We start from the raw sequence: 15,503 nt of genomic DNA on the forward strand, positions 1-15,503 counted from the left end.
TCCAGCATGATCCCGGCGAAGTACATCAGCAGGGTTAATGCGATCCAGCGGCGTAAATAAGCCAGCAAGTGGTGTCGGTTGGCTTTGTTGTGAGCGATTGCCGCAGATCGTTGATACAACTCTTTCACGCTGGCATCGCGAAACAGCCAGTGAAAGAAAAAGTAGCGAAACAGCACGCTGTCTTGGAAGCTGGTCATGCTGAAAACTCCGGTTGACGGTTTCAGTATGCAACGGCTGGCGCAAGAAAAAAGCCCCTGTGTTCAGGGGCTTTTTGATGTGCTGTGAGTCGTGTGTTTGACTGGTTGCCGCTTAGTTGCTGGGCGGCACATAACCGGCAGCTTGTTCGGCACCATCACCAAAGAAGTGCTTTTCCATTTGTTCCATCAGGTACTTGCGGGCGCGAGCATCCGCCAGGCTAAGGCGGTTTTCGTTCACCAACATGGTTTGGTGTTTCAACCAGTCTTGCCAGGCTTGTTTGGACACATTCTCAAAAATTTTCTTGCCCAACTCACCGGGTGCGGGAGGAAAATCCAAGCCTTCTGCCTCTTTACCCAATTTAATGCAGTTCACTGTGCGTGCCATTGTTTACTCCTTTTAACCCCTTGTCGGGATCAATTCTCGGGTTTAATTCTTCGCGGATTAATTGTCTACTTTTGCGTATTTTACAAAATCAAAGCCCCACGCGCGTTCCGGGGTGGCTGTATTGGTAATCCGTTCAACTTCCCTGAACAGCTGGCGATCCCATTGGGGAAAGCTGGCATCGCCTTCAAAGCTTTGATGTATCTCGGTCAGTATCAGTTCATCAACCAGGTTTTGGTCCAGGGCCTGCTGATACAAATTACTCCCACCAATCAAAAATACTTGTTCAAAATTTGAAAGCCAATTCAGTGCATTGGGCAAGTTCGTGGCTGTTGCAATTTGAGTGGCACCGCCCTCGGGTAGCGCTGCGGGGTATGCAATCACGCTGCGTGGCGTGCCGTCTTTGGCAGGTGCGGGTGCCCAGTGTACATTGCCCGACAACACCACATTCAGGCGCCCAGGCAGTGGGCGGTTGATGGATTCATAGGTTTTTCGGCCCATCAGCACCGGGCAGCCCAAAGTAGTCTGCTTAAAGAAAGCAAGGTCTTCTGGCAAGTGCCAAGGCAGGCTGTTGTTGATGCCAATAATGCCGTTTTTGGCCACTGCGGCCACAATGGATACTTTCATGCCTTATACCGCCACTGGCGCTTTGATGTGCGGGTGGCAAGTGTAATTCAGAATTTCGAAATCTTCGAACTTGTAATCGAAAATGCTTTCAGGTTTGCGTTTGATTTGCAGTGTAGGCAGCGGGTGCGGCTTGCGGCTTAGTTGCTCGGCCACCTGTTCCATGTGGTTGCTGTACAAATGGCAATCGCCACCTGTCCACACAAAGTCACCAACCTCAAGGTCGCATTGTTGCGCAACCATGTGGGTGAGCAGGGCATAGCTGGCAATGTTGAAAGGTACACCGAGGAAAATATCGGCACTGCGCTGGTACAGTTGGCAACTCAGTTTGCCGTCTGCCACATAAAACTGAAACAGCGCATGGCAGGGTGGCAGCTTCATGTTGTTGATTTCAGCCACGTTCCAGGCGCTCACAATGTGGCGGCGAGAATCGGGGTTGTTCTTGATTTGCTGCATCAACTGGGAAATTTGGTCAATGTGGCGGCCGTCGGCCGTGGGCCAGCTTCGCCACTGCACGCCATACACCGGGCCCAGGTTGCCATTCTCATCGGCCCACTCGTCCCAAATGCTGACGCCGTTTTCCTTCAGGTAACGAATGTTGCTGTCGCCCATCAAAAACCACAACAACTCGTGAATGATGGAACGGGTGTGCAGCTTCTTCGTGGTCACCATGGGGAAACCGTCTTGCAGATTAAAGCGCATTTGGTAACCAAACACGGAACGAGTGCCCGTGCCGGTGCGGTCCATTTTGTCGGTGCCGTGGTCCAGCACGTACTGCATCAAGTCAAGGTACTGTTGCATGTTGATTTCGCTGCAAATCCGGGGGGTCGTTAGTCTGTCAAGTTTACCTTGTTGGAAAGCCCAAACGTTGCGAACCCGGAAAATTCAAGCCATCACTTTCTGTGCATGCTCATTGATGAACTGAAGCGATGCCAACTTGGCATACAAACCTTGCCGCGCCATCAAATCCTTGTGGGTACCCATCTCCACAATTTTGCCTTCATTCATCACCACAATTCGGTCAGCAGCCATTACGGTAGCCAGGCGGTGGGCAATAATCAGGGTAGTTCGACCGTGTCGGCTTTTCTCGATTGCTTGCTGCACCAGTTGCTCGCTTTCTGCATCCAGGCTGGCGGTGGCTTCATCCAGCAAAAGCAAACCAGCGTCTCGCAGCACGGCGCGTGCAATAGACACCCGTTGGCGTTCCCCGCCACTCAGGCGCACCCCTTTTTCGCCCACATTGGTATTCAAACCCTCGGGCATTCGGCGCACAAAATTGGTGGCCGCTGCGTCGGCCAGTGCCTTGTCAACTTCCTCGGCGGTGGCGTTGGGTTTGCTGTACCTTACGTTGTCTTGCAGGCTGCCTGAGAAAATAACCGCTTCTTGAGCCACATAGGCGCAATTGGCTCGCCATTGCTCCAGGTGCAGGCTTTCCAGTGCCTTGCCTTCAATTAAAATCTGCCCCTGGTTTACGTCGTACCAGCGCAGCAGCAGGCTGAAAAGCGTCGATTTTCCTGCACCCGAGGGGCCAACCACGGCAAGGGTTTCGCCGCGCTGAATACTCAAGTTGAAATCTTGAAGAATGAATTTTTCCGGCGCTGATGGATAGGCAAAATCAACATGACTGAATTCGATCAAAAAGCCACCCTGTTTCGCGGGTGGGGGAAGGCCATGTTTGTGAATGGTCGTGTCGAGATTGAGCAGCTCAACCAGGCGCTCGGCCGCACCTGCTGCACGCTGAAATTCACCGAGTACCTCCGATAACGCAGCGAAACCGGCGCCCACAAAGGCCGCGTACATCACAAACTGGGCCAGTTCACCCGCGCTCATTTCGCCGCTGGCCACTGCCTTTGCGCCCATCCACAACACCACCACCAGGCCTGCGAACGCAAGGCCGATCGCAACAAACAACAAAGCGGAACGGTTCACGGTGCGCCTGCGCGCGGTTTGGTAAGTTTGCTCACTGGAGGTGGTGAATTTTGAAGCCTCGGTGTGCTCCTGATTGAAGGCTTGTACGGTGGTAATCTGGTTCAAAACCTCTTGTGCAATCGCGCTGCTGTCGGCCAGTTTGTCTTGGCTGGCCCGCGACAATTTGCGAACCCTGCGTGCCAATATCACCACCGGCACCATCACCACAACAACCAACAACAGCACAGCACCTGAAAGCAAGGGGCTTGTGAGCAGCAGCATCACCAAGCCGCCCAGTGTGGTCAGGCTGTTGCGCAAAAAGAATGACAGGCTGCTGCCAATCAGGGTTTGAATCAGCGTGGTGTCAGCGGTCAAGCGAGACAAAACTTCACCAACCTTTAAGGTTTCAAAAAACTCGGGGCGTTGCACCAGCAAGTGGCTGTAGACACGGTTGCGAAGATCGGCGGAAATTCGTTCGCCCAGTGTGGTTACCAAGTAAAACCGCACCGCACTGGCCATGGCCAGCACAAACACCAGCACCAGCAGGTATCCAAATGCACTGTTCAAACCCTCGGGGTTTTCACCCGCCAGAAAACCACTGTCGATCAGCCAGCGAAACATGACTGGCATGGTCAAGGACATGGCCGAGCCCAGCAGAAGGGCACCCAGGGCAGCAAACGCCCAGGCCTTGTGGGGGCTGACCAAGGAGGCCAGGGTTGACCCCAGCGTTTGAAGTTTGTTGGTGTTGCTCATGCGGTGAGTGGTAAGTGGCTCAAAGTTGCATGGGGCGATCATACCCTGTCATTTCAAGGTAGCCGCGCCCCCAGGGTGAAGCATTGGCGCTTTTCACGTGTATGGCGCCTTCCCAATACAGGGTGCCAGTGCTGGCGCGCGCGTCAAGTTCCTGATCATCAAACAAGGGGTGAAGTTCAAAGCGTTGATCGTCCAGCTTAAGCGTCTGGGACACCGGGTATTCAATGCCGGTTCGGCTTGACTTCCAGCGTTTCAACACCTCGAATTGAACCTGTTTGAAATTGCGCACTGTGCCGTCCGCCAGTCGAAGGGCTGCATGGGTCCACACAGGCGGTTTGGTGGTGTCGCGATCGCGAATTTGGAATGCCATCAAGGCTTCGCCTTGGCTGCCATGCAAACCCACCCAGTCCCAACCTTGGGCGTTCGGGGCCAGCACGGTGCTTGACCATTCATGGTCCATCCAGAAGGTGCCTTGCACTGGCAATGTTTTGTTCTCCACGCGAACTGTGCCGCTGCTGCGCATGTGGGGCAGGGTGATGTAATAACTCGATTGCTCCGCTTTGGGCCCTTTTTGCGAGTAGCCACCCTGGCCTTGCATCCACGGTGTTTGTGTTTGTTCCATGCGCAAGTCGATAGTCAATTGCGGGGTGTTAATTTTGCATTGCCACTGCTCGCCTTGCGCGGTTTGTAATTGCCAGCCTGGCATTTGGACGTTCAACACCTGTTGGTTTGTGCTTTGAATCAAGGCGCCGCCGCTGCCCGCACGCCGAATAATTTGATCGTGCTTCAACTTGCCTGCCGAAGGCATGGCCAAAGCAGCATGGGCGAACAACAATTGTTTGGGTGAAAAGGCGCTGGGGTTAAGCACATTCACATTGGGCGCAGACCGAAAAAATGTAATTTGCACACCCAAAGGTTCGCCCAATTCCGGGCTTTCAAACCAGCCTGTGAAGTACCACCATTCGGTTCGGAACGCTGGATGTGCGCCATGGTCACGGGGTAGGGTGGGCGGTATGTTTACATTGGGTTGGGCATACACCCGCTGCAAGCCTCGCTCGGCCAGCGCAAAGCCCATATGTGCGAATAGTGGCATGCCCAGCCCGGCTTTCAACAAATCCCGCCGCTTCATGCCCAGTCCTCTTTCAATTGCTCGACCAATCGAGTACCCAGTTTGTTGCGAAGGGCCAGCGTCACGGTGGCGCTGCTCATGGCAATCAGCACCAACACCATGGCGCCCAGGTCGCGCCACGGTGTGAACCATTCCATGGTCCAGTGAAAAGATTGCGGGTTCACCACAAAAATTAAAATGGCAGCAAATGCCAAACCAATCATCAAACCCACCAAAGCAGCCAGGGCCGATGCAATCAGGGCTTCACGTGCAATCAGTTTCAAGATCCAGTTTGGGCTGGCCCCCATGGCGCCCAGCAAGGCGAATTCGCGCTTGCGTTGCAGGGCCATGGCCGAAAACGTAGTGCCCACGCCAAACAGGCCGATCACTACGGCCGCAATTTCCAGCAGGTAGGTGACGGCAAAGCTGCGATCGAAAATATCCAGGCTTAATTGTCGAATTTCACCCGGCTCTGCAAAGTCAATTTTTTGCGCAACTGCTGTGCTGCTGGCAGCCTGTTCAATGCGTGCCACCATCTCTTTTACAGTTACATTCTCTTGTGGCCAAACAGCACCTTGTGTGTCTTTGAATTGCACATTAAATTGCTTGAGCAGTTCTGCCTTGGGCAGCACAATTGCGCCGTGTTGGCGGGTGTAGTCGCGCCACACGCCCATCACTGTGGTGGGTACAAGCACGCCTTGGTCCAGTTGCAGTTCAAGTGTGCTACCGGCTTGCAGGCCATACAAATCGGTCATGGGTTCACTGACCCACACGGGCAATGTGCCTGCTTTGGGCTCGTCGATTGTATTGCCGGTCATGGGTAGGCGCTGTGCAGCAGCCTGAACTGAAATGGGCCGGGCAATCAGTTCAACGGCGGGTCTTTTGGGATTGAGCACAATCGATTGTTGTCCCCAAAATTCAACCAGTTCCACGCCCGGCAGTTCAGCCACTTTTTGCTGAAAGGCATCGGGGAACACCGGGATGCTCGAGCTGCTCAGTTTTATATACAAGGGGGCGGGCAATACTTGCGTAAGCCAGTTGTCCAGCGAATGGCGAAAGCTGTAGATCATCACATGCATGGCCACCACCAAAGCAAAACTCGCAACCACGCCCGACAATCCCACAGCTAGTAAATTCGGAGTACTGGCCAAGCGCGATTTTGCGAGATCTGCCATTTGGGCCAGCTGCGCCGGCGGGCGTATAAAGCCGCGCACCACCAAGCCAATCATTGCGATGCCTCCGAACAAACCAAAAGCTACTGCCAGGTAACCACCCACCGGAATATTTCCGTAAGGGGGAATAAACAAGCAGGCAGCGGCTACCCCGCAAAGCAGCAAGCCAACCCAGTGCGCTTTGTTGGCAAACTGCAGGCCCGCCTCTTCGGTGCCTGCACGCAGGCGTTGGTGCAAAGCCATTTGACCAGTTTGCAAGGCAGGCGACAAACCGCCCAGCAAGGTGGCCACTACCCCAAAACCGGCAAAAAGCAAGGTATCCAAAGGGGGCAAAGCCACTGTGCTTTGCGTGGTTTGAAAGTAACCAGCACCCAAGTCAACACCCAGATAACGAACCACGGCCAGGGACAAACCCCAGCCCAAGGCCACGCCCAGCACACCACCCACCACACCGCAACACATTGATTCAAACAACACCTGCATGCGCAGTGCACCTGCCCGCGCACCCAAGGCCGCCAGCAGTGCCCATTGGCGTGAGCGTTGTGCCACTGCCAGCATTTGCGTAGAGAAGGTTAAAAAGCCACCCGTGAGCAATGCAACCATGGCCAGAATCGACAGGTTGGCACGGTAGGCCTGCGAGACACTGGCTCCTCGTGTGCCCTGTTCACTGGGCGTCTCAAGGCGGCCCAACTCTGAAAACTCATCGCCATATTGCCGTTGAAAACTGGCCGGGGTCACGCCCTCCTGAAGTTTTAAATCGATCCGGGAAATCTGCCCCAGCGTGCCCAAGCGCCATTGCACCGCTGCGATATCCGCCACGGCAAGCAGCTGCCCGCTACCGGCTGCGGGTACCGTGCCCGCAGCCTGCCATTCCTGGCTTGAGTTGTTGTGAAGTGTGGTCAGTGTGTTTTGTTCACCGGGTAGTTGTTCTTTCAGAGCCGGGCTTACAAAAACATAAGTGGAGCTCAGCAAAGGGATCTCGCCTTGTTGTGCGGTGTCGTTTGTTTCATCACTGCTTTGCCCAATCAAGTTGGGCGTGACCGCCGCAGCTGTGAACACATCCAACCCTAGCCAGCGCACCGGTTTGTCAAAACCCTGCATGGGTACGACGATATCGATGACTGGCGATGCCACTGCCACCTCGGGCAAGGCGGCAAGTTGTTCAAGAATTCTTTCAGGCAGCAGAGAACTGTGCGGCAACAACTGCAAATCAGCTTGTCCCGAGAACTGCCGCACGCCGTTGTTAAACTGATCAAGCGCCTGCTTGTGAATAAGATGCACGGCAAACCCCAGCCCCACACCCACTGCAATTGAAATGGTAGTAATTAGCCACTTCACCGGTTGATCACGCAAGGCGCCAGCAAACAGTTGCAGCTTTAAAGCCAGGCATGGTGGCAATGCCATGGTTCAGGCCTTGTTGGCTGCATGGGCAGCCAAATTTTCAACCGGGTTTAATTCAGCCGTAGGGTGCTCGGCCAAATGGTGGTCGGCCAAATTCAGGCGATGATTCAAATGGCTGGCAGCTTTTACAGAATGGGTCACCATGACCAAGGCGCAACCCTGCGCTGAACATGCGTCAAGCAACACTTGCAGCACCCGCTCGGCATTGTCTTCGTCCAGGTTACCAGTCGGTTCATCTGCAAGAATCAATGGCGGGTTTAAGGCCAAGGCGCGTGCAATTGCCACGCGCTGTTGTTCTCCACCCGACAATTCGCGCGGGTAGCTTTTGGATTTGTGACTAATTCCCACTTGATCCAGCAGTTGAATGCACCTTGAGTGGTTGGGTTTTTCGCCCGCCAGCAGAAACGGCAATTCAACGTTTTGTTGCGCGTTTAAGTGTGGCATCAGATAGTAGGCTTGAAACACCAAGCCAACATGCCGAAGCCGTCTGGCTGCAATTTGATTGGTGTTCAAGGTGTGAATTGCAGTGCCAGCCCAATACACCTCGCCAGTGTCGGGCCTGTCCAGCCCGGCCATTAAATGAATCAGGGTGGATTTACCTGACCCCGATTCACCGATCACGGCAAGAGACTGCCCCTGTTGCAATTGAAGACTGACGTCGGTGAACAGCTTAACGCCACCGAGGGTTTTTGAAACCCCCGCCACTGCGAGGGTTGTTGAACTTGTTTGCTGTTGGTTCACCCGAATTACCGCCTTGTGGTGAAACGTTTAAGGAATCGATTCCTTATTCTGCCATGCCGCCTACCACTGTGCTGTAGCCTGCATCCACATAGGTAATTTCAGCAGTAATGCCACGAGCCAAATCGGAAAGCATGAATGCGGCAGTGTTACCCACATCGTCAATCGTCACGTTTCGGCGCAGGGGTGCAGCTTCCTCAACGGCGTGCAAAATTTTGCTGAAACCTTTAATGCCTGCCGCAGCCAGGGTCTTGATTGGACCAGCTGAAATACCGTTCACGCGGATACCCTTTGGACCCAGTGATTCAGCCAGGTAGCGAACCGATGCTTCCAGCGATGCCTTGGCCAAGCCCATGGTGTTGTAGTTGGGCACCATGCGAACAGAGCCCAGATAGCTGAGTGTGAGCAAAGCGCCTTCGCGGCCTTGCATCATGGGATAGGCCGCTTTGGCCAGTGCCGGGAAACTGTAGGCTGAAATGTCGTGCGCAATGCGGAATGCTTCGCGCGAAATACCTTCCAGAAAGTCACCTGCAATGGCCTCGCGCGGGGCAAAGCCAATGGCGTGCACCAAACCGTCCAAACCATCCCAGTGCTTGGCCAGTTCAGTGAACAGGTTTTCAATTTGGGTGTCCTCGGCCACATCCAGCGGAAACACCAGCTTGGAGTTGAACTCGGCGGCCATGTCTGTAACACGGTCAATGAAACGCTCGGTTTGGTAAGTGAAGGCCAGTTCAGCACCCTGCGCGTGGCAGGCCTTGGCAATACCATAGGCGATTGAACGGTTTGACAAAAGGCCTGTGATAAGAATTTTTTTACCGGCTAGGAATCCCAATTTGTATTGCTCCTGAGAATGAGTTGTGAGTTTTCACTTAGTGCCTATCATTTAGGGCCTATTATAGGCAATTCACAGGGCAATCGACTTCAGGGGCGGTTAGACAAAGGCTTGGGGTTGGCCGACAGCTTCTTGGGCGCAGTGCTCGTCAACCCGATCGGGGCCAGGTAGCCCTGAAACTGTTCGGCACAATTTTCCCAGGTAAAAGTGCTGGCGTGCTTCAACGGTACATCGCGTTCAATTTTCAATGCGGCCATGGCAGCGGTTTTCAAGTTCCAGTCCAGCACGCCTGCACCGGAATTGCCAACCACGTCCAGCGGCCCGTTCACAGGGAACGCTGCCACGGGGCAGCCGCTGGCCATGGCTTCAAGCAGCACCAGCCCGAAGGTGTCAGTCATGCTGGGAAACACAAACACATCGGCACGTTTGTATAACTCTGAAAGCGCCGCGTGATTCAGCATGCCGAACCATTTGGCCTCTGGGTATTGTTTCTCGAGCGCCTTGCGTGCCGGGCCGTCGCCAGCAATCCATTTTTCGCCCGGCAGTTCAAGGCTCAAAAATGCGTCCAGATTCTTTTCCACGGCCACACGGCCTGCGTACAGAAACACCGGTTTTTCAATGCTACAGGCATTCAAGCGGTGCAGCAGCTCAACCTGTTGGGCATCGTCGGTAGGCAGGTCGCGGGGGCTGTAACTCATATGCTTGCTGGCTGCCGATTGTTCCGGATTGAAGCGTTTCAAGTCAACACCCCGTTGCCACAATACGCAATTGTTCAAGCCACGGCCTTGCAATGTTTTGATGACCGACAAAGTGGGCACCATTACTGCACGGGATGGTTTGTGAAACCAGCGCAGCAGCGCGGCAGTGAAGCGAATCGGAATGCCCGACCTTGCTTTGACATACTCGGGAAACTGGGTGTGGTAGGCCGTTGTAAATGGCAATTCGCGACCATGCGCCAGCAGCCGCATGGCCAAGCCAATGGGCCCTTCGGTCACAATGTGCACAGCCTGGGGTTTGAATCGGTCCAGCTCGTTGCGCAGGCGCGTGAAAGGCCACAAGGCCAGTCGAATTTCAGGGTAGGTTGGGCAGGGAATGGTTTTAAACAAGCCCGGATGAATCACCCGTACCTCGTGGCCCTGTGCGGTCAGTTGTGCCACCACCTGGCTAAGCGTTTGCACCACACCGTTGACTTGCGGTGCCCAGGCGTCGGTTGCAATCAGAATTCGCATGGTGGTTTACTCCGCTACCGTGTGCGCAAGCGCTTTTTGTTTGCGAACCGGCAGGTCACGGTGTGGCCAGTGAACAATGTCCAGTTTTCCGCAGGGATGCTCAACCAGCGCGGTCAGGCTTTCAACCCAATCGCCGTCGTTGCAGTAAAGCAAGCCGTCCACTTCTTTAATCTCGGCTTTGTGAATGTGGCCACATACCACACCGTCGTAGCCACGGTGTTTGGCCTCGTGAATTAGCGCGTGTTCAAACTCAAGAATGAAGTTCACGGCGTTTTTGACTTGCTGTTTCAAAAACTGCGACAGCGACCAATATGGGTAGCCCAGCTTGATTCGAATATTGTTCAACACCCGGTTCAAAGTCAGCGCAAAGTTGTACAGCGTGTCGCCCAGGTAGGCCAGCCACTTGGCATAGCGCACCACCTGGTCAAACTCATCACCGTGCACCACCCACAGGCGTTTGCCGTCTGCGGTCACGTGCACTGCGTTTTCCATAATCGGAATGTCGCCGAAGGTCATGCCAGCAAACTGGCGCGCGGCCTCGTCGTGGTTGCCGGGAATAAACACCACCTGTGTGCCTTGCGCGCCTTGCGCAACACCTTTTGAATGACATCGTTGTGGCTTTGCGGCCAAAACCAGCTTTTGCGCAGCTGCCAGCCATCGATAATGTCGCCCACCAGGTAAAGCGTGTCGCTTTCATTGTGTTTCAAGAAGTGGAGCAAGGCGTCTGCCTGGCAACCGGGTGTACCCAGGTGAATGTCTGAAATCCAGATGGTGCGGTATTTGTTGGACCCCTGCTCATCAGCGGCAGGATCAACTTCAGAAACATGCTGCTGAGCAGTTGGCTCAACGAGTGGTTCGGTGGTCGCTTTCGCAAACAGTTGTTCGGCAAGTTGCTGCTTGAAATTCAACTGGTTCGAGCGCATTTTTAATGTCCATGTTCTTGTCATGGCACCCATTAAACGCGCTCGATTTGACTACCTTGTGACAGTTATATGACTCTTTTTTGACAGAAAAGTCGATGCCCCGGAAGTTTTATGACTAGTTTTATTTCGCTTCCAGGCTTTTGGGCAGCCACCAAGTGAAGCCATACAGCAAGGTTTTTGACACCACCTCCATGGTTGGCAGGTTTTTGCCGCGCAATCGCAAGAAGGCAATCGGCAGTTCCAGCGTGTGTGCTACCAGCAACAACGCGGCCAGAACCAACAGGAAAGGCATCACAAGGCTGATCAACAAATAGGCTGGAACCACAATCCAGAAGCCGTTCATGACTTTGCGCATGGATTCAAACGATTGAGGGTTTACTTTAATGGCCATTTGTTTTCCTTGTGGGTGGGGGCATGCAAAATTGAATATGACAATAGTTCTTGTCAGAAGTCTTGTCAAGCGTGTTTGGACTTGCCCCCGCAGGCGCACTGGTGTATATTTCGCACTCTTCTTTAGGACCGTAGCTCAGCTGGTTAGAGCGCTGCCTTGACATGGCAGAGGTCGCTGGTTCGATTCCAGTCGGTCCTACCAACATTCCCCCTTGTCTTACAGTTTTGTCTGTGTTCGCCAGCGCACCGACTCAGGCTTGCCTTTTGCCTATGGTGGTGGATTAAACCGTCAAAAGGCAAATTGCAATGAAAATTGCTATCGCAAACCTAGCTTTACTGACCGGCGTTCTTGCCGCTTGCGCCACTGCGCCAACTCCACACAGTCGATCCTATGTAGAAGGGCAGGTTGCCGTATCCAATGCAGAAAACATGCCTGTCAATACCTACGGCAATCATGAATTAACCGTGGCCCGCCAGCGGTTGGAGGCCTCAAGAATAGCCTCTCAAAATGGACAGGCAGACTTGGCTGAAATGCTGGCCATCGAATCTATCGTGAGTTCAGACTTGGCCATTGCCAAAACAAAAGTTGGTGTTACTGCGGCAACCAATCGACAACTACAAAACCAAAGCAACGCCATGCAGCAGGAAATGTTGCGTAACAAAAAGGTGTCACCATGAATAAGTTACCCCAATACACCGCACTTAGCGTTTTGATGCTTGGTTTGCTGTCGGCCTGTGCATCAACCATGGTCAGCTCTGATCGTCAGGTTGAATTGCGCAACAAACTCACAACGCTTCAGGCAGACCCAGTTTTGAGCCGTTATGCACCCGAGGCACGTGCGGAAGCTGAGGTCGCAGTCAACAAAGTAGAGCAGCCGCAAATTAGCACGCAAGTAACCTATCACAACGATTTTGTGGCACACCGGAAAATTGAAATTGCAGAAGCCAAGGCACGCGAGGCTTATTTGTTGGAACAGCAGAAAACAATCAGCGGAAACACTGCTGATGCCAGGCTAGCCTCCCGAACCGCAGAGGCTGACGCGGCCAATCGCCGTGCGGCGCAACTTTCGGCTGAACTTGCCGCCTTGAATGCCAAACCATCACCACGCGGCATGGTTATTACTCTCAGTGATGTTTTGTTCGCCAACGGTCAGTCGAATTTGAACGCAGGTGCCGACAGCAATTTGACTAGACTATTTAACTTCATGAGTAACAATCCAGATCGCAAGTTGATGATCGAAGGACACACAGACAGCGTGGGTTCAGAACAAAGCAATCTGCAACTGTCACAGAGTCGCGCACAGTCGGTATTCAGTTACCTGATCAACCGCGGAATTTCTGCAAATCGGCTTGGTATGCAAGGTCTTGGTGAAACTTCGCCAGTATCCAGCAACCAGTCTGCCGCAGGCAGGCAGCAGAACCGCCGTGTTGAAATCACTGTTCTGAATTAAGTCGCAATAAAAAGCCCGCTACAGATTTGAAACTCTGTAGCGGGTTTTTTTACGTCTGAGTTATTTAAGACGCATGTCGTTTTTCACCGATTGAACACCGGTTACTCCACGGGTTACTTCAACAGCCCGGTTCATGTCTGAGCTGGAATTAACAAAGCCGCTTAGTTGCACCACAGCCTTGAATGTTTCCACGTTTATCTCGGCTGATTTCAAGGTAGGTTCATTAAAAATGGCAGCCTTCACCTTGGTGGTGATCACTGAGTCTTCAACATATTCGCTGGCCTGGGTTTGTTGCTGAGGTGTTACACATGCAGCCAGGAAAACGATTGATAGAAGACCAAAGCTTTTTAAAAGTCGTTGATTTGAAAACATAGTTTTAACTCCGATTGGGATGTTACTGTGTATTTAATGGACAGAAAATACCGATTCTTAAACAGTAGTCACTTACCGGATTTTTCACAGTGCGGTGGCGCACACATAAACAAATAGAGGCTTAAGTGAACTTGCGTACAGACATTTCGCTACGTGAGTGATATTCCTTTGCATTCAAGAAGTAAACAAAGGCCTTGTCGATGTCATTGAATGAGTTTGACCACACCTTGAATTTGAACCTGTTGCTCAAGGCCTTGCCCATGGATGTATTGCATCGAATGTTGTCAGGCCTGGAGCTTGTGGATTTGAAAATGGGCCAGGTGCTTTATGAAACATCGCAGCCGATTGGCTCAGTTTTCTTCCCCACTACCGCGGTGGTTTCCATGTTGTGTGTGCTGGAAAATAAAGACTCCGCAGAAATCGCAATTGTGGGTAACGAAGGTATGTTGGGTATTTTTCTGTTCATGAGCCAGCATGCATCGCCAAGTTCCACTGTGGTGCAGGCCACAGGTCAGGCTTATCGACTCGACGCAGATCGATTCAATTCCGAGTTCTATCGCGCAGGTTCACTGTTCAAATTGATACTGCGATACACCCAGGCCTTGATCACACAAATGACTCAAAATGCGGTGTGTAACCGCCACCACACCATTGACCAACAATTGTGTCGCTGGCTGTTGTTGAGCCTTGATCGAGCGCAGGACAATGAATTTGTCATGACCCATGAGCACATCTCAGAGATGTTGGGTGTAAGGCGGGCTGGGGTTACTGTTGCCGCGGGGAAGTTGCAGGCTGCAGGCTTGATTCAGTACCATCGCGGCAAAATTCATGTGCTCAGCAGGCAAGGTCTGGAGGCGCTGGTTTGTGAATGCTATCCGCTGGTTCGGTATGAATTTGAATGTTTGCTGGGCAGCCAGTCCATTCAATGATCACGCTCATTGCAAAAAGGCAGCAACCGCTCAAATTCGGTTTTCACTACCTTGTAGCATTCGCACACGTTTTGTTCCAGTCGAGGTCGGTCAAGCACCTCGATATGGCCACGGCTGTATTGAATCAAACCATCACGTTGAAGTCGCCCTGCAGCCTCGGTCACACCCTCTCTTCGCACGCCCAGCATGCTGGCAATCAAATCCTGGGTCATGTCCAGTGAATTGCCGGGCAAGCGGTCCAGGCTGAGCAATAGCCAGCGGCACAATTGCTGCTCTACCGAGTGGTGGCGATTGCACACCCCGGTCTGGGTCATTTGTGTAATCAGGGCTTGCGTATAACGCAGCAGCAGATTCTGGGTATGCCCGCCAAGCTGGAACTCCTCCAGCAAGTTGTCGGCTTTCAGTCGAAAGGATTGTCCTTTGCAGCGAACAATTGCGCGGCTTGGGGTGGTGTGTCCGCCCATGAAAAGCGCAATTCCCAACATGCCCTCATTGCCCACGACAGCGATTTCAACACTGGATCCGTCTTCCAAAACGTAAAGCAGTGAAATTATTGCGGTGGTCGGGAAATAGGCGTGGCGCATTTGATCGCCCGATTCATACAGTACATCACCCATATTCAGGGTGACAGTTTCAAGTTTCGGTTTGATGCGTTCGAAATCTGAAAGGGGTAGGGCGTTGAGCAGGTGATTAAGCGGTGGGGAATTCATTTTGCCTTCGGTGTGGTGAAGCGCCTGGCCAGACGATATTGAGCAGCATTGAGCACCTCACCCTCAGAGTGTAGTCCTGTCGGCGTTAACTTGTGTGCGCTACCGAACATACCTTCCTGCCGAACTCGAGGATTATTGGATTGCGGGCGGCTAATTGTATCGGTCTGCGAATTATTGGAGAAAACTCATGAGTCATGAGCAAAAAAGCAACAAAATGGACAAAAAGAAGGCTTTGAGCACGCCGAAGGAAAAGAAGGCAGCCAAGAAAGTGAAGAAAGACATCAAGGAAGGCATTCACAAACCCAAAATTGTTTGATTGAACAAGCTTTTGTCAGCAATCAACAGCTTTTTAGTGAACAGGCATCATTCAAAAGGCTAAAATAG

The 15,503-nt window shown here is 52.8% G+C and carries 16 protein-coding genes, 1 tRNA gene and 2 pseudogenes; 5 read left to right on the forward strand and 14 right to left on the reverse strand.

Annotated elements, in window-relative coordinates; genetic code table 11:
• From BSZ31_RS16915 to BSZ31_RS11535, 12 genes and pseudogenes are all read right to left on the reverse strand, one after another.
• Positions 1 to 197: pseudogene (locus BSZ31_RS16915) on the reverse strand (hypothetical protein); the annotation flags it as partial.
• A 112-nt stretch (positions 198 to 309) separates the two neighbouring features.
• Positions 310 to 582 carry an oxidative damage protection protein gene (locus BSZ31_RS11485; protein ID WP_008249931.1) on the reverse strand — a complete coding sequence of 91 codons (273 nt, stop codon included), beginning with the start codon at positions 580 to 582 and terminating at the stop codon, positions 310 to 312.
• 57 nt (positions 583 to 639) lie between these two features.
• Entirely contained in the window at positions 640 to 1,206 is a 567-nt protein-coding gene (locus tag BSZ31_RS11490) for a dihydrofolate reductase (RefSeq protein WP_105028869.1), read from the reverse strand.
• 3 nt (positions 1,207 to 1,209) lie between these two features.
• Positions 1,210 to 2,004 carry a thymidylate synthase gene (gene thyA, locus BSZ31_RS11495; RefSeq protein ID WP_105028870.1) on the reverse strand — a complete coding sequence of 265 codons (795 nt, stop codon included), beginning with the start codon at positions 2,002 to 2,004 and terminating at the stop codon, positions 1,210 to 1,212.
• Between the two features lie 84 nt (positions 2,005 to 2,088).
• Complete coding sequence (locus BSZ31_RS11500) at positions 2,089 to 3,864, reverse strand: ABC transporter transmembrane domain-containing protein (RefSeq protein WP_105029853.1); 1,776 nt, start codon at positions 3,862 to 3,864, stop codon at positions 2,089 to 2,091.
• 19 nt (positions 3,865 to 3,883) lie between these two features.
• Positions 3,884 to 4,993, reverse strand: coding sequence for a lipocalin-like domain-containing protein (locus tag BSZ31_RS11505; RefSeq protein ID WP_168426953.1), 1,110 nt, complete (start codon positions 4,991 to 4,993; stop codon positions 3,884 to 3,886).
• Positions 4,990 to 7,548 (reverse strand): ABC transporter permease, encoded by a 2,559-nt coding sequence (locus tag BSZ31_RS11510; protein WP_105028872.1) that lies wholly within the window; start codon positions 7,546 to 7,548, stop codon positions 4,990 to 4,992. The genes BSZ31_RS11505 and BSZ31_RS11510 overlap by 4 nt, the downstream gene beginning before the upstream one ends.
• 3 nt (positions 7,549 to 7,551) lie before the next feature.
• The gene (locus BSZ31_RS11515; protein WP_240605699.1) at positions 7,552 to 8,286 is read right to left on the reverse strand and encodes an ABC transporter ATP-binding protein; all 735 of its coding nucleotides are present in this window, start codon (positions 8,284 to 8,286) and stop codon (positions 7,552 to 7,554) included.
• 43 nt (positions 8,287 to 8,329) lie between these two features.
• Positions 8,330 to 9,115 (reverse strand): enoyl-ACP reductase FabI, encoded by a 786-nt coding sequence (fabI, locus tag BSZ31_RS11520; RefSeq protein ID WP_105028873.1) that lies wholly within the window; start codon positions 9,113 to 9,115, stop codon positions 8,330 to 8,332.
• An 89-nt stretch (positions 9,116 to 9,204) separates the two neighbouring features.
• On the reverse strand, positions 9,205 to 10,344 hold the full coding sequence (locus BSZ31_RS11525) for a glycosyltransferase family 1 protein (protein ID WP_105028874.1): 1,140 nt from the start codon (positions 10,342 to 10,344) through the stop codon (positions 9,205 to 9,207).
• Between the two features lie 6 nt (positions 10,345 to 10,350).
• A pseudogene (locus BSZ31_RS11530) lies at positions 10,351 to 11,267 on the reverse strand (UDP-2,3-diacylglucosamine diphosphatase).
• A 121-nt stretch (positions 11,268 to 11,388) separates the two neighbouring features.
• Positions 11,389 to 11,658: a hypothetical protein gene (locus BSZ31_RS11535; protein WP_105028875.1), complete on the reverse strand. Its 270-nt coding sequence runs from the start codon at positions 11,656 to 11,658 to the stop codon at positions 11,389 to 11,391.
• Positions 11,659 to 11,782: 124 nt separating this feature from the next.
• Between BSZ31_RS11535 and BSZ31_RS11540 the strand changes: the two genes are divergently transcribed.
• The 3 genes from BSZ31_RS11540 (at position 11,783) to BSZ31_RS11550 (ending at position 13,108) form a co-directional block, all read left to right on the forward strand.
• A tRNA-Val gene (locus BSZ31_RS11540) sits at positions 11,783 to 11,859 on the forward strand.
• Positions 11,860 to 11,963: 104 nt separating this feature from the next.
• Positions 11,964 to 12,335: a DUF4398 domain-containing protein gene (locus tag BSZ31_RS11545; RefSeq protein ID WP_105028876.1), complete on the forward strand. Its 372-nt coding sequence runs from the start codon at positions 11,964 to 11,966 to the stop codon at positions 12,333 to 12,335.
• Entirely contained in the window at positions 12,332 to 13,108 is a 777-nt protein-coding gene (locus tag BSZ31_RS11550; RefSeq protein WP_105028877.1) for an OmpA family protein, read from the forward strand. The genes BSZ31_RS11545 and BSZ31_RS11550 overlap by 4 nt, the downstream gene beginning before the upstream one ends.
• Positions 13,109 to 13,168: 60 nt before the next feature.
• On the opposite strand, the gene BSZ31_RS11555 is transcribed toward BSZ31_RS11550, so the two are convergent.
• Positions 13,169 to 13,480 carry a BON domain-containing protein gene (locus tag BSZ31_RS11555; RefSeq protein ID WP_105028878.1) on the reverse strand — a complete coding sequence of 104 codons (312 nt, stop codon included), beginning with the start codon at positions 13,478 to 13,480 and terminating at the stop codon, positions 13,169 to 13,171.
• Positions 13,481 to 13,680: 200 nt separating this feature from the next.
• Between BSZ31_RS11555 and BSZ31_RS11560 the strand changes: the two genes are divergently transcribed.
• Positions 13,681 to 14,409 (forward strand): Crp/Fnr family transcriptional regulator, encoded by a 729-nt coding sequence (locus BSZ31_RS11560; RefSeq protein ID WP_105028879.1) that lies wholly within the window; start codon positions 13,681 to 13,683, stop codon positions 14,407 to 14,409.
• Here BSZ31_RS11560 and BSZ31_RS11565 read toward each other — a convergent pair.
• Complete coding sequence (locus BSZ31_RS11565; RefSeq protein WP_105028880.1) at positions 14,403 to 15,119, reverse strand: Crp/Fnr family transcriptional regulator; 717 nt, start codon at positions 15,117 to 15,119, stop codon at positions 14,403 to 14,405. The genes BSZ31_RS11560 and BSZ31_RS11565 overlap by 7 nt on opposite strands.
• Positions 15,120 to 15,306: 187 nt before the next feature.
• Between BSZ31_RS11565 and BSZ31_RS17600 the strand changes: the two genes are divergently transcribed.
• Positions 15,307 to 15,435, forward strand: a complete 129-nt coding sequence (locus tag BSZ31_RS17600; protein ID WP_255411428.1) for a hypothetical protein — start codon at positions 15,307 to 15,309, stop codon at positions 15,433 to 15,435.
• The last annotated feature ends 68 nt before the right edge of the window (positions 15,436 to 15,503 follow it).

It is taken from the genome of Limnobacter sp. SAORIC-690, from assembly GCF_002954425.1.
Classification (GTDB): domain Bacteria; phylum Pseudomonadota; class Gammaproteobacteria; order Burkholderiales; family Burkholderiaceae_B; genus Limnobacter; species Limnobacter profundi.

Coding starts and splice junctions, on each gene's coding strand:
- BSZ31_RS11485 (WP_008249931.1), bottom strand. CDS start 582: ATGGCACGCACAGTGAACTGCATTAAATTGGGTAAAGAGGCAGAAGGC.
- BSZ31_RS11490 (WP_105028869.1), bottom strand. CDS start 1,206: ATGAAAGTATCCATTGTGGCCGCAGTGGCCAAAAACGGCATTATTGGC.
- thyA (WP_105028870.1), bottom strand. CDS start 2,004: ATGCAACAGTACCTTGACTTGATGCAGTACGTGCTGGACCACGGCACC.
- BSZ31_RS11500 (WP_105029853.1), bottom strand. CDS start 3,864: ATGAGCAACACCAACAAACTTCAAACGCTGGGGTCAACCCTGGCCTCC.
- BSZ31_RS11505 (WP_168426953.1), bottom strand. CDS start 4,993: ATGAAGCGGCGGGATTTGTTGAAAGCCGGGCTGGGCATGCCACTATTC.
- BSZ31_RS11510 (WP_105028872.1), bottom strand. CDS start 7,548: ATGGCATTGCCACCATGCCTGGCTTTAAAGCTGCAACTGTTTGCTGGC.
- BSZ31_RS11525 (WP_105028874.1), bottom strand. CDS start 10,344: ATGCGAATTCTGATTGCAACCGACGCCTGGGCACCGCAAGTCAACGGT.
- BSZ31_RS11535 (WP_105028875.1), bottom strand. CDS start 11,658: ATGGCCATTAAAGTAAACCCTCAATCGTTTGAATCCATGCGCAAAGTC.
- BSZ31_RS11545 (WP_105028876.1), top strand. CDS start 11,964: ATGAAAATTGCTATCGCAAACCTAGCTTTACTGACCGGCGTTCTTGCC.
- BSZ31_RS11550 (WP_105028877.1), top strand. CDS start 12,332: ATGAATAAGTTACCCCAATACACCGCACTTAGCGTTTTGATGCTTGGT.
- BSZ31_RS11555 (WP_105028878.1), bottom strand. CDS start 13,480: ATGTTTTCAAATCAACGACTTTTAAAAAGCTTTGGTCTTCTATCAATC.
- BSZ31_RS11560 (WP_105028879.1), top strand. CDS start 13,681: ATGTCATTGAATGAGTTTGACCACACCTTGAATTTGAACCTGTTGCTC.
- BSZ31_RS11565 (WP_105028880.1), bottom strand. CDS start 15,119: ATGAATTCCCCACCGCTTAATCACCTGCTCAACGCCCTACCCCTTTCA.
- BSZ31_RS17600 (WP_255411428.1), top strand. CDS start 15,307: ATGAGTCATGAGCAAAAAAGCAACAAAATGGACAAAAAGAAGGCTTTG.